Annotated in this window: 11 protein-coding genes; 4 read left to right on the forward strand and 7 right to left on the reverse strand. The window is 67.2% G+C overall.

Features of this window, described 5'->3' with window-relative positions; all coding sequences use genetic code 11:
• Nucleotides 1-49: 49 nt before the first annotated feature.
• Nucleotides 50-2,065, forward strand: a complete 2,016-nt coding sequence (locus BLV57_RS33840; protein WP_091296217.1) for a prolyl oligopeptidase family serine peptidase — start codon at nucleotides 50-52, stop codon at nucleotides 2,063-2,065.
• On the opposite strand, the gene BLV57_RS33845 is transcribed toward BLV57_RS33840, so the two are convergent.
• On the reverse strand, nucleotides 2,055-2,369 hold the full coding sequence (locus BLV57_RS33845; protein ID WP_091296790.1) for a DMT family transporter: 315 nt from the start codon (nucleotides 2,367-2,369) through the stop codon (nucleotides 2,055-2,057). The genes BLV57_RS33840 and BLV57_RS33845 overlap by 11 nt on opposite strands.
• On the reverse strand, nucleotides 2,369-2,995 hold the full coding sequence (locus tag BLV57_RS33850) for an FMN-dependent NADH-azoreductase (protein ID WP_091296219.1): 627 nt from the start codon (nucleotides 2,993-2,995) through the stop codon (nucleotides 2,369-2,371). Before BLV57_RS33850 ends, BLV57_RS33845 begins: the two co-directional genes overlap by 1 nt.
• 91 nt (nucleotides 2,996-3,086) lie before the next feature.
• Between BLV57_RS33850 and BLV57_RS33855 the strand changes: the two genes are divergently transcribed.
• Together BLV57_RS33855 and BLV57_RS33860 are read left to right on the forward strand one after the other, a co-directional pair.
• Nucleotides 3,087-3,644, forward strand: a complete 558-nt coding sequence (locus BLV57_RS33855) for a TetR/AcrR family transcriptional regulator (protein WP_091296221.1) — start codon at nucleotides 3,087-3,089, stop codon at nucleotides 3,642-3,644.
• Nucleotides 3,645-3,676: 32 nt separating this feature from the next.
• Nucleotides 3,677-4,120: a hypothetical protein gene (locus tag BLV57_RS33860; RefSeq protein ID WP_091296793.1), complete on the forward strand. Its 444-nt coding sequence runs from the start codon at nucleotides 3,677-3,679 to the stop codon at nucleotides 4,118-4,120.
• 80 nt (nucleotides 4,121-4,200) lie between these two features.
• Here the strand turns inward: BLV57_RS33860 and BLV57_RS33865 are convergent, their stop codons facing one another.
• From BLV57_RS33865 to BLV57_RS33885, 5 genes are all read right to left on the reverse strand, one after another.
• The gene (locus BLV57_RS33865; RefSeq protein WP_091296223.1) at nucleotides 4,201-5,025 is read right to left on the reverse strand and encodes a TIGR03619 family F420-dependent LLM class oxidoreductase; all 825 of its coding nucleotides are present in this window, start codon (nucleotides 5,023-5,025) and stop codon (nucleotides 4,201-4,203) included.
• Between the two features lie 75 nt (nucleotides 5,026-5,100).
• Nucleotides 5,101-5,925 (reverse strand): ADP-ribosylglycohydrolase family protein, encoded by an 825-nt coding sequence (locus tag BLV57_RS33870; protein WP_091296224.1) that lies wholly within the window; start codon nucleotides 5,923-5,925, stop codon nucleotides 5,101-5,103.
• 106 nt (nucleotides 5,926-6,031) lie between these two features.
• Nucleotides 6,032-9,892, reverse strand: a complete 3,861-nt coding sequence (locus BLV57_RS33875) for a vitamin B12-dependent ribonucleotide reductase (protein ID WP_091296226.1) — start codon at nucleotides 9,890-9,892, stop codon at nucleotides 6,032-6,034.
• A gap of 38 nt (nucleotides 9,893-9,930) precedes the next feature.
• Complete coding sequence (gene nrdR, locus BLV57_RS33880; RefSeq protein WP_091296227.1) at nucleotides 9,931-10,425, reverse strand: transcriptional regulator NrdR; 495 nt, start codon at nucleotides 10,423-10,425, stop codon at nucleotides 9,931-9,933.
• Between the two features lie 302 nt (nucleotides 10,426-10,727).
• Complete coding sequence (locus BLV57_RS33885; protein ID WP_091296229.1) at nucleotides 10,728-11,213, reverse strand: LysM peptidoglycan-binding domain-containing protein; 486 nt, start codon at nucleotides 11,211-11,213, stop codon at nucleotides 10,728-10,730.
• Nucleotides 11,214-11,509: 296 nt separating this feature from the next.
• Between BLV57_RS33885 and lexA the strand changes: the two genes are divergently transcribed.
• Nucleotides 11,510-12,229, forward strand: a complete 720-nt coding sequence (gene lexA / locus BLV57_RS33890; protein ID WP_091296231.1) for a transcriptional repressor LexA — start codon at nucleotides 11,510-11,512, stop codon at nucleotides 12,227-12,229.
• The last annotated feature ends 190 nt before the right edge of the window (nucleotides 12,230-12,419 follow it).

The following is a 12,419-nucleotide window of genomic DNA, read 5'->3' on the forward strand; positions in this document are numbered from 1 at the left end:
ATTCGACCACGATCACGAAAAGGGAACGCCGTCCTGACAGACTAGGGGAATGAACGAAGAGGACCCGTACCTGTGGTTGGAAGACGTGAGCGGCGACCAGGCCCTGGACTGGGTGCGCGAGCACAACGCGGTGACGACCGCGGAGCTCACGGGAGGCGCGCGCTTCGCCGCGATGCGTGACGAGATCCGCGAAGCGCTCGACGCCGACGACCGCATTCCGTACGTGCGCAGGCGCGGCGAGTTCCTCTACAACTTCTGGCAGGACGCGAGCCACCCGCGCGGGCTGTGGCGGCGCACCACGCTCGAGGAGTACCGCAAGGACAAGCCCGGCTGGGAGCTGCTGCTCGACGTCGACGCGCTCGGCGAGGCCGAGGGCGAGAACTGGGTCTGGCAGGGCGCGACCGTGCTGCGTCCCGACTACCGGCTCGCCCTCCTCGAGCTGTCGCGCGGCGGCGCGGACGCGACCGTGGTCCGCGAGTTCGACCTCGAGGCGCGCGCGTTCGTCGACGGCGGGTTCGAGCTGCCCGAGGCGAAGAGCAGCGTCGGCTGGATCGACGAAGACCGGATCTACGTGGGCACCGACTTCGGCGAGGGCTCGCTGACCAGCTCCGGGTATCCGCGGATCACCAAGGTCTGGCGCCGCGGCACCCCGCTGACCGAGGCGGAGACGGTGTTCGAGGGCAAGCCGGACGACGTGTCGGTGACCGGCTACCACGACCCGACCGAGGGTTATCAGCGCGATTTCGTGCACCGCAGCATCACCTTCTACCGGGCGGAGCGTTACCTGCGCACGCCGGAAGGGACGCTGGAGCGCATCGACGTCCCGGAGGACGCGAAGACGTCGATCTACCGCCAGTGGCTGCTCGTGCGCACCCGCTCGCCGTGGAGCGTCGGCGGCGCCGACCATCCGGCTGGCGCGTTGCTGGCCATCGAGTTCGAGGCGTTTCGCGCGGGCGACCGGAATTTCACCGTGCTGTTCGAACCGGACGCGCACACGTCGCTCGAATACCACGCATGGACCCGCAATCACCTTTTGCTGGCAACGCTTTCCGACGTCAAGACCGAGCTGCGGGTGCTGACGCCGCGTGACGGCGGCTGGGATTCGCAGCCGCTCGCGGGCGCGCCGACGTTCAGCACGGCGGAGATCCTCGACACCGACCCGGACGCCAGCGACGAGTACCTGCTCAACATCAGCGGTTTCCTCACGCCGGCGACCTTGAGCTACGGCCGGGTCGGCGAGGAGATCGAGGTGCTCAAGCAGTCGCCGGCGCGGTTCGACGCCGAGGGCATGACGGTCGAGCAGCATTTCGCGACGTCGGCGGACGGCACGCGGATCCCGTACTTCGTGGTCCGCCCGCGTGGTGTGGAGGGCGGGCCGACGCTGCTGACCGGCTACGGCGGTTTCGAGGCCGCGATCCTGCCCGCGTACAGCGGCGTGACCGGCCGCGGCTGGCTCGCACGCGGCGGCACGTACGTGTCCGCGAACATCCGCGGCGGCGGCGAATACGGGCCGGACTGGCACACCCAGGTCATCAAGGCCAACCGCTACAAGGTGTACGAGGACTTCGCGGCCGTCGCCGCCGACCTGGTCTCGCGCGGCATCACCACGGCCGCGCAACTCGGCATCCAGGGCGGCAGCAACGGCGGGCTGCTGATGGGCGTCATGCTCACCCGCTACCCCGAGCTGTTCGGCGCGATCGTCAGCCAGGTCCCGCTGCTGGACATGAAGCGCTACCACAAGCTGCTGGCGGGCGCGTCGTGGATGGCGGAGTACGGCGACCCCGACGAAGAGTCCGAATGGGAGTACATCTCGAAGTACTCGCCGTACCAGAACGTCCAAAGTGGACAAAACTATCCGCCGACCCTGTTCGTCACCTCGACCCGTGACGACCGGGTGCATCCCGGGCACGCGCGGAAGATGTTCGCGAAGATGAACGAACAGGGTTACGACGTCAGGTATTACGAGAACATCGAAGGCGGCCACGGCGGCGCGGCCGACAACGAGCAGCTCGCGTTCAAATGGGCGCTGGTCTTCGAATTCCTGTGGGAGCGGCTCACGAAGTGACCTTCGCGAGCACGATCCCGCCGACGATCAGGCTCAGCGCGAGAATCCGCCCGGCGCCCAGCGGGTCCTTGTTGACCACCACGCCGAGCACGATCGCGCCGACGGCGCCGATGCCGGTGAACACCGCGTAGGCGGTGCCCACCGGCACGGTGTCCATCGCGCGCGAAAGCAGGTACACGGCGGCGACACCGAGGACGACACACAGCACGGTCGGCAGCGGCCTGGTGAAGTTCTCGGTCGGTTTGATGCTCTGCGACCAAGCGATTTCGACCAGCCCGGCCGCGACGAGCACGAGCCAGCCCATCACCGCGCCCATTCGTCGGCGAGGTCGCGCGCCGCTTCGTAAGAGGCTTGGCGCGCGGCCTCGAGGCTTGCGAGCTTCGGGTCGACGAGCGCGTTGGTGAGCTCGGCGTTGAGGAACGTGACGTCCTCGACGTCGTAGTGCCCGGCGAAGAAGTCACGCAGATAGCGCTCATGATGGTCGAACGGCGCGCGAGGCGTACCGGGCCGATACGACCCGCCGCGCGCGCCGACGACCACGAAAGCCTTGCCACGCAACGACATCTTCGGGAACGTCACCTGGTCGATCCACGCCTTCAGCGCGGCCGGGATCGAGAAGTTGTACATGGGCGCGCCGAACAGCACCACGTCCGCCGCGAGGAACTCGTCGAGCAGCGGCTGGATGATCCGCCAGGCCTCCCGCTGTTCCGGTGTGCGGACGGCGTCGACGTAGCGCGCGGGGTCGGTGATGCCCTCGGCCAGCAGCCGGTCACAGATCTCGGTCCACGCCTCGCCGATCGGCGGGACCGGGTCTTTGGCCAGGTCACGGTAGGTATAGCCACCGCTCCAGCCCTTCACGAGACGCTGCCCGAGCTCACGCGAGAACGAGGCTCGGCGCGCGCTGGAGTCGAGGTGCAGCAAGTGGGTCATCGCGATTCCTCCCAGAAGTGGACGTCGTGTCCAGTTACCCTGACGGTAGCTTCAAGTGGACATCGCGTCCAGTTATTCCTAAGATCCAGGCATGCCGTCAGCGGAACGGGCCGACGCGGCCAAGAACCGGGCCAAGGTGCTCGCCGCGGCCGCGGTCCTCTTCGCCGAGCGCGACGCGTCCGAAGTGACCATGGACGACATCGCGAAGGCGGCGGGCGTCGGCCGCGGCACGCTCTACCGGCGTTACCCCGACCGCGCGTCCATCGCCATCGCCCTGCTCGACGAACACGAGCGTGTGCTGCAAGAGAAGCTGATGCGCGGCGAGCCCCCACTCGGCCCCGGCGCGCCGCCCGCGGAACGGCTGGCCGCGTTCTACACGGAAATGATCGAGTTGCTGCGCACGCACGGCCATCTCGTGCTCGGCAGCGAAGTCGGCCAGTCGCGGTTCGCCACCGGCGCGTACGGATTCTGGCGGGCCCACGTACGCGCATTGCTCGTCGCGGCGGGCAAACCGGACCCGGACACGCTGACCGACGTCCTCCTCGCCCCGCTCGCGCCCGAGGTGTTCCGTTTCCAGACCGAGCAACTCGGCATCAGCCCGGACCGCATCGCCTCGACGTTGCGAGATTTGGCGTCTTCACTGACATAGGTTGTCAGTGAAGCGGGTCCATGATCACCGGCGTGAACGACTTCGACTTCTTCCTCGGCACTTGGACCGTCGTCAACCGGCGGCTCGTCAAACCACTGACCGGCAGCGACGAATGGGACGAGTTCCCCGCCACGTCGACCTGCCACACCGTGTTCGACGGCGCGGGCAACTTCGACGAGATCTCCTTCCCCACCAAGGGTTTCACCGGCATGACGCTGCGCCTGTTCGCCCCGGAGACCGGCCAATGGTCGATCTACTGGGCCAACAGCCGCACCGGCCTCCTCCAGCCCCCGGTGCACGGCGGGTTCGACGACGGAGTCGGCCTCTTCTACGGCGACGACGAGCACGACGGCCGCCCCGTCCGCGTCCGCTATACCTGGGCGACCGGGGACAGTCCGCGCTGGGATCAGGCCTTCTCGATCGACGGCGAACAGACCTGGGAAACGAACTGGATCATGGAGTTCTCCCGCGCGTGAACTCGCGGAAGGTCACCTCGCCCACGGGCGAGGTGACCTTCCGCCGATAAGCGACGAAAGCCTTACCCGGCAGCAGAGCGCTAAAACAACGCCGCCACGTCATCCACGAATTCGAGCACCGAGTCCACTTCGGACCACTGCGGCACCAGCACCAGCCTGGTCACCCCCAACTCGGCATACGCGTCGACGGCCGCCCGGTCGATCCGGCTCCGCGGCGGAGGCGTCACGGAGATCTCCAACGGCGCCAGCCCTTGCGGCCGCTCGAATCTCCCCAGCTCCGCGATGAACTTCCCCGCCGCCTCAACATCGAGCGACCATCCATACCACCCCGTCCCCCGCGTCACAGCCCGTCGAAACGACGCGGCGACCTGCCCACCGAAGTGCACCGGAACCGGATCCTGCACCGGTTTCGGCTCGGCCCGCACCTGCGCGAACTCGACGTGCCGTCCCTTGAAATCCCGATCACCCCAGACGGCCGCCATGGCATCGAGGCATTCGACCGTCCGCTCCCCACGCTCCGCCAGCGAAGTGCCCAGCGCCCGGAACTCGGGTTCCAGGTAGCCGACTCCAACCCCCAGCTGAAGCCGGCCACCCGAAACCCGGTCGAGCGAAGCGACCTTCTTGGCCAGCACCAGCGGAGTGTGCAAGGGCAAGACGAGAACCCCGGTGCCCAGCAAGATGCTGCTCGTGTGGGCCGCGACATTCGAGAGCGCGACGAACGGATCCAAGATCGGCGCGTCGGGCGGCAGCGGCGCTTCCGGAACGGGCGGATCGGGAAGGACGTAGTGCTCGCTCGCCCACAAGCTCTCCCACCCGGCCTGTTCCGCGGCCACCGCCACCCTCACGGCGTCGGCGGGATTCGTGGCGAGCGCGCCGTTGTTGATACCGAACAATCCAAAACGCATACCCGAATCCTGGCGCGGCCCCGCATCGCTCACCAGCGACGATTACGCATGCCCGCCATGCACCCGGCGAATGCCTCACCACCCGGGCAAAGCCTCACGACGGCGCAACCACTCCTCGGGGATCGCAGCCCCGCCCGCGGCGACGATCCCGCCAACGATCGCGCCGGTCGTGTCGACATCACCCCCGGCTTCCACACAAGCGGTGATCGCGGCCGGATAGTCGTTCGCGTTGCGCGCGGCCACCCACAACGCGAACGGCACCGTGTCCTGCGCCATCGCCCGAGCGCCGTTGCCGAGTTCATAAGCCGCCTCGGCAACTGAACATTCGGCGAGACTCGCCGCCCGCGCTACGCCTTGCTTGACCTCACCGTCGTCCAGCCGACGCAGGATCTCACCGAAACCCGCTTGAGCCGCCGCGAGCGCGACGGCCACCGCGCCCGCGACGCCCTCGGGATGCAGGTGCGTCACCTCGGCCGACAGCTTCGCTTGTTCCACAAGGGTTTCCAGATCATCCGCGAAGTACGCGCCAAGCGGCGCGACTCGCATGGCGGCGCCATTGCCGCACGACCCCTGCCCCTGGAACGCGGCCCCTGCCGCCTCGCGCCACGGGACGCCGTCGCGGATCGCGTGCAGGATCACGACCGCGCCCGGCCCATAACCGCGATACGGCTCGCACCGATCAGCGAACCCGCGCGCCAGCCTGTCGCGATCTATCTCGCCGTGATCGCGTAGTTCGGCCACGAGCGTGCAGGCCATCTCGGTGTCATCGGTCCACGGCCAGGGAGCGGCAGGCGGCCTGCCTGCTTGAAGTTCGGGAAGAGATCGGCCCGGCACGAAGAACTGGGCGCCCAAAGCGTCTCCGACGGAAAGCCCGTCGAGCGATTTCTGCATCAAGGACATCGGCCGCGATCCTGCCACAGTCGCCCGGTTTCGCCACCCGATTTGACCGGCCAGGTCGTGAGCGTTGCGGGCGGTTCTAACCGCCCGCAACGCTCACGACCCCAGGTCAGCTGCAGCCGGAAGTCGCCCCGCACCCTTCGCAGGCGTAGCACGAACCGGCCGGACGCATCTTGGTCCCGCAGGTCATGCACAAGGGCGCGTCGGCCGCCTTGCCGAGGTGCAGTTCCATCAGCTCGGCCGTGCTGTGCGCGGTCTCCTCGATCGGGCGTGGCCGGGTCGACTCGACGCTCGTGCGCAACTCCTCGAGGTCCACGCCGTCGGCGGTGGGTGTTCCGTAGTCGGTTTCGACCTGGGCCGTGCGCTCGTCGGCCGTGAAGATGCCGAGCTGGGCGCGTTTCTCGTAGGGCAGGAAGTCCAGGGCGAGGCGGCGGAACAGGTAGTCGAGGACGCTGGTGGCGATGCGGATGTCCGGATCATCGGTCATGCCCGCCGGCTCGAAGCGGAGGTTGGAGAACTTCGAGATGTAGAACTCCAGCGGGATCCCGTATTGAAGCCCGACTGAAATGGACATCGAGAACGCGTCCATCACACCGGCCAAAGTGGACCCCTGCTTGCCGAGCTTGATGAAGATCTCGCCAAGACCGTCGTCCGGATACGACCCCGCGTGGAGGTAACCCTCGGCGCCCCCGACGGTGAAGGACACCGTCTGGCTGGGGCGGCGTTTCGGCAGGCGCTTGCGCACCGGGCGGAACTCGACGGCGGGCTGTTCTTCTTGCTTGTCCTTCTTGCCGGTGGAGAGCGGCTGGCCGACCTTGCAGTTGTCGCGGTAGATGGCGAGCGCCTTGAGGCCGAGCTTCCAGCCTTGGAAGTAGATCTCCTCGACCTCTTCGACCGTCGCCGACTCGGGCATGTTGACGGTCTTGGAGATCGCGCCGGACAGGAACGGCTGGACCGCGGCCATCATGCGGACATGGCCCATCGGCTTGATCGAGCGCTCGCCGACCGCGCAGTCGAACACCTCGTAGTGCTCGGGCCGGAGCCCCGGCGCGTCGACGACATGGCCGTTCTGCGCGACGTATTCGATGATCGCCTCGACCTGCTCATCCGGGTAACCGAGAGCGGTCAACGCACGGGGAACGGTCTGGTTCACGATCTGCATCGAACCGCCGCCGACCAGCTTCTTGAACTTCACCAAGGAAAAGTCGGGCTCGATTCCCGTGGTGTCACAATCGAGCATGAAACCAATTGTGCCAGTCGGAGCCAATACACTGGCCTGCGAATTGCGCCAGCCATTTTGTGCGCCGATTTCTATTCCGCGTTTCCATTCTTCGGTGGCGAGTGAGCGGACCGCGGCATCGTTGGCGTGGAGGGTACGGATCTCGTCGTTGGCGGCGGCGTGCTTGCGCATGACGCGCTGGTGCGGCTCGGCGTTGCGGGCGTAGCCGTCGTAGGGTCCGACGACCCCGGCGAGTTCCGCCGAGCGGCGGTAGGAAACGCCGGTCATCAGCGAGGTGATCGAGGCGGCGAGCGCGCGGCCGCCGTCGGAATCGTAGGCGTGGCCGAGCGCCATCAGGAGGGCGCCGAGGTTCGCGTAGCCGATGCCGAGCTGACGGAACTTGCGGGTGATGTCGCCGATCGACTCGGTCGGGAAGTCCGCGAAGCAGATGGAAATGTCCATCGCCGTGATGACGAATTCCACGGCCTTCACGAACAACGGCGCATCGAAAGTGCCGTCAGAATTGACGAACTTCAACAAGTTGAGCGAGGCGAGATTACAACTTGAATTGTCCAAATGTAGATATTCGGAACATGGGTTAGATGCGGTGATACGACCTGATTCGGGGCAGGTGTGCCAATCATTGATCGTGCCGTCGTATTGGATGCCGGGGTCGGCGCATTCCCAGGCGGCGGTGGTCATCGAGCGGAAGATCTGGCGGGCGTCGACGGTGTCGATGACCTCGTTGGTCAGGCGGGCGCGGAGGCCGAAGCCGTCGCCGGACTCGACGGCGCGCATGAACTCGTCCGAGACGCGGACCGAGTTGTTGGCGTTCTGGTACTGGACCGAGGAGATGTCCGCGCCGCTGAGGTCCATGTCGAAGCCCGCGTCGCGCAGTACCTTGATCTTCTTCTCTTCGCGGGCCTTGGTCTGGATGAACTCTTCGATGTCGGGGTGGTCGACGTCGAGCACGACCATCTTGGCGGCGCGGCGGGTGGCTCCGCCGGACTTGATGGTGCCCGCCGAGGCGTCGGCGCCGCGCATGAACGAGACCGGGCCCGACGCGGTGCCGCCGGAGGTCAGCAGCTCACGGGAGGAGCGGATGCGGGAGAGGTTGAGGCCCGCTCCGGAGCCTCCCTTGAAGATCAGTCCCTCTTCGCGGTACCAGTTGAGAATGGACTCCATCGTGTCGTCCACGGCGAGGATGAAGCAGTTGTGGACGCGGAGGTTCGAGGACAGATACTCCCCTGACTCCGTTTGGATGTCGTAAACCGGCATCTCGCCGCGACTCTCGATGCTCGCGATCTCCAGGCGCTTGGCATCGAGCGCGGATCGGCCGGGGATTTCGAAGGAAGCCTCCAGCTTCCCTGCCTTCACCGGATCGATGAATCCGATCGAGTCGGCGAAGATCCGCCGCTCCCCGGCGTTCTGAATGCGGATGCCCCACAGGTCGTGGCGGTCGGGTCGAGGATCGGTCTTGTGCCCCACACGCGCGAAGATGCCGAAGCGGGCCAGCAACGCCTGCAGACCGCGGACCAGCCGTTCACCGATCATGTCGAGCGCGACCAAAGTGGACCGTTCCCGCCGCGACACGTAACCCTCGGCCTGGAAGATGCTGCGCAGGTACGCCCTGACCACGGGCAGCGGAGCGGTGTGCAGGAACTCCGGAACTTCCATGTCGCAGCCACGAGCGCGCAGCCCCCAGCGGCTCACGAATGGTTCGAGCGCGTTCCCGTAGAGCCGGGTACGACGGCAATCCAGCTTCGTGTCCTGGGTCTCCACCGCGCGCTCATGCCGGTGGACATCGGGGAACACCTGGTCCAGCGCCTCGGTCACCCAGGACAGCTCGGCGTCGTTGACCGTCATAGCCTCGATCGTCAGCGATCGATTCGTGCCCTGATACTGACCGACGAATCCGTCGGACTGCAGCCAGCCTGCCAGCGCGGCCTCGGCGATCTCACGCTGATCGATTTCGCGTTCACCGAAGGACACCGACCTGTGCCATACGAGCTTGTCATTCACTCGCAGTTCGCCCGCGGGAACGAAACGTCCCGAGTCAACGCCGGTCGCCAGCCAGACGAGGTGGTCGGCTGTCACGTCGAGCGCGTGACCCGACTTGGTCATGATGCGGAGAACCTCTTTGACGCCATTGGCCTTGGTGGCGACCACGGAGGTGAGTCCATGGGCGTCGAACACCTTGGTGCCGACCGCGTCCTGCTCGACGAGCCGTCCAATGGGGATCGAGCCTGCGGGGGTGGTGACCAGCGCGTCATACGGCTGGCACGCCGAGACTTGCTGCTTCGAGGCGGTTCCGACGTTGAACCAGACCGGGGAGTTGAAGCTGAAGACCTGGTGCAGCAGCATCCAGGTGAGCTCGTGTTCGAAGAGCTCGGCGTCGGCGGCGGTGGTGAAGTAGCCGTGCTCGGTGCCCGCCTCGACGTAGGTCTTGACGACCCTGTCGATGAGCTGTTTGAGGCTCTTCTCGCGCTGGGGGGTGCCGACGGCGCCGCGGAAGTACTTGCTGGTGACGATGTTGGTGGCGTTGACCGACCAGAAGTCGGGGAACTCGACGCCGCGCTGCTCGAAGTTGACGGTGCCGTCGCGCCAGTTGGTCATGACGACGTCGCGGCTTTCCCAGGTCACGTCGTCGTAGGGATGCACGCCTTCGGTGGTGAACACGCGCTGGACCTTGAGCCCGCGCTTGCCCTGTTCCTTGCCGGGCTTGGCTCCGGCACCCACAATTTCGGTCATGGGTTTCCTCGCTCCCCGCGCGGCGTGAAACGACCTGCTCAGTCGCCGCCCGCGTTTTTTTCGCCGTCGTTCGGCTGTGCCGAACCTGCCATCGCCTGGCGAAGGTCCGAGATCTCCTTCTCGAAGTCCTCTACCGAGGAGAAGGAGCGGTAGACGCTGGCGAACCGGAGGTACGCGACCCCGTCCAGTTCACGGAGCGGGCCGAGGATGGCGAGGCCGACCTCATGGCTCGGGATCTCCGCGAGCCCGGCGGAGCGGATCGACTCCTCCACCCGCTGTGCCAGCTGCTGCAACGCGTCGTCGTCGACCGGCCTGCCCTGGCAGGCGCGGCGCACACCGCGGACGACCTTGTCCCTGCTGAACTGCTCGGTGACGCCGGACCGCTTGACGACGGCGAGCACCATCGTCTCCGACGTGGTGAACCTCCGGCCGCACTCGGCGCAGGAGCGCCGACGCCGGATGGCCTGTCCCTCATCCACCTCACGCGAGTCGACGACCCGGGAGTCCGCATGACGGCAGAACGGGCACCTCATCCGCCGATCACCTTCCCCTCCATGCCGGTCGTCGCCGGAAGCACCGGGAACACCCACATTGTGTCCGGTGGGGATGGCGCCGTGCGCACCGGCCCCTGGGGATGCTTCTGTGGATATCCGGTGGGTGAACACCGACGAGCTGTGGACAACCGCTGCCGATTCTACCCCAACTTGTGGACCAACTACAGCCGTGTAACTACTAGATATAGCGGTGCACAGTAGATCGGGGCCGAACGGCGCGCAACCGCCACGATCGGGCGACACGGCGCGTTCCGCGCTCGCCGCGGAGGGTGCGCGGGCGGTCATGGCCTGGCGGGCTCGACGCCTCGCGCGACGGGGACCGTGAGCGGGAGTCCCGGCACGATCGCGGCGTCTTGCAGGTCGTTGAGCTGCTTGATGCGGTCGACGACCGCGCCGGTCTCGCTGCCTGGCGCGAACCGGGCGGCGATGTCCGACAGTGTTTCGCCGGGTGCGACCGACACGGTGGCGGTCTGCTCGGGCACCGCGGACGGCGAAACCCCGTTCGCAAGTACACCCAAACCGGTTACCCCGAGCCCGGCCGCGACGGCCAGCGCGACCAGCCACGGCCACCGCACCGCGATCCGGCGCGGCGCGCACGGGGCGACGGCGCCCGCCTTGCGGCCCGCCACGACCCTGGCCCGCGTCGGCGGGCGGCGCGTCTCGCCGAGCCTGCGCACCCGAAGCCTCGGTGGCGCGACCCGTTCCGGCGCCGCGACCGGCCTGCGCGCCACGGAGCGGATCAGTCCTTCACCCACGAGAATCGACATCTCGGAACCTCCTCGCAGTCCCACTGCCCGGCGTCGTGGCTGGTGTGCCACCATGATCGAACACTCGTTCTATCGAACGCCTGGGCGAATGTCTACCACCTACCCCCGACAAAATCGAGCACGGCACGGCGTGTCGCTCGAACAGATGTTTGATATCTTTTACCGCGCGGGCTAACGTCGTCGACAGGACATCCGCGGCCCGGGCTCCCGCCTGCGGCCGCGTGCGAAACCGCCGGTCAGCACAGACTCGGCGGCGTCCGGCGGAAGCCGGCGATGATCATCTGGGAGGCGACGCAGTGACAGACGACAGGAAGGCCGGGGCGGTGGAGAAGCAAGCGGGCAAGGTGCACTCCCTGCCCGAGGTCTACGACGTCGACGACACCCTGACCGTTCGGCAGCAGCAGGTGCTGGAAGTGATCAGGGCCTGGGTCAGCCGTTTCGGGTACCCGCCGAGCGTGCGCGAGATCGGGGAGGCCGTCGGGCTGACGTCGACGTCGTCGGTCTCGCACCAGCTGCGCGCGCTGCAGCGCAAGGGCTACCTGCGCCGCGACGCGAACCGGCCGCGCGCGGTCGGCGTGCTGGCCCAGCACGACGACAACCCGATGGGGATCGAGCAGCACGAGGACGTGCAGCCGGGGCCCAAGCCCGCGTACGTGCCGCTGGTCGGCCGGATCGCGGCCGGTGGGCCGGTGCTCGCCGAGCAGGCGATCGAGGACGTCTTCCCGCTGCCGCGCGAGATCGTCGGCGAGGGCGAGCTGTTCCTGCTGAGCGTCACCGGTGACTCGATGATCGACGCGGCCATCACGAACGGCGACTGGGTCGTGGTCCGGCAGCAGCCGACCGCGGACAACGGCGAGATCGTGGCGGCGATGATCGACGGCGAGGCCACGGTCAAGACGTTCAAGCGCAAGGACGGCCACATCTGGCTGATGCCGCACAACGAGGCCTACGAGCCGATCCCCGGCGACGACGCCACCATCCTCGGCAAGGTCGTCGCGGTCCTGCGCCGCCTCTGACCGATCAAGGCTCGTGCCGACGGTTCTCTTGAGGGGAAAGCCAAAGGGGGCACCCTCGCCGCGCGATCAGCCTCAGGCGGGCGCGAGTGGTGACTTTGCTGCATCTAACGGAGCAGAGGTACCACTCGCACAGGGTTTTTCGTGGTTGAGCGAGGGGTTCCCCTGCTGCGTTGGGTGCAGCAGGGGAACC

Source organism: Amycolatopsis xylanica, assembly GCF_900107045.1.
GTDB lineage: Bacteria > Actinomycetota > Actinomycetes > Mycobacteriales > Pseudonocardiaceae > Amycolatopsis > Amycolatopsis xylanica.

Coding starts and splice junctions, on each gene's coding strand:
- BLV57_RS33840 (WP_091296217.1), top strand. CDS start 50: ATGAACGAAGAGGACCCGTACCTGTGGTTGGAAGACGTGAGCGGCGAC.
- BLV57_RS33845 (WP_091296790.1), bottom strand. CDS start 2,369: ATGGGCTGGCTCGTGCTCGTCGCGGCCGGGCTGGTCGAAATCGCTTGG.
- BLV57_RS33850 (WP_091296219.1), bottom strand. CDS start 2,995: ATGACCCACTTGCTGCACCTCGACTCCAGCGCGCGCCGAGCCTCGTTC.
- BLV57_RS33855 (WP_091296221.1), top strand. CDS start 3,087: ATGCCGTCAGCGGAACGGGCCGACGCGGCCAAGAACCGGGCCAAGGTG.
- BLV57_RS33865 (WP_091296223.1), bottom strand. CDS start 5,025: ATGCGTTTTGGATTGTTCGGTATCAACAACGGCGCGCTCGCCACGAAT.
- BLV57_RS33870 (WP_091296224.1), bottom strand. CDS start 5,925: ATGTCCTTGATGCAGAAATCGCTCGACGGGCTTTCCGTCGGAGACGCT.
- BLV57_RS33875 (WP_091296226.1), bottom strand. CDS start 9,892: ATGACCGAAATTGTGGGTGCCGGAGCCAAGCCCGGCAAGGAACAGGGC.
- nrdR (WP_091296227.1), bottom strand. CDS start 10,425: ATGAGGTGCCCGTTCTGCCGTCATGCGGACTCCCGGGTCGTCGACTCG.
- BLV57_RS33885 (WP_091296229.1), bottom strand. CDS start 11,213: ATGTCGATTCTCGTGGGTGAAGGACTGATCCGCTCCGTGGCGCGCAGG.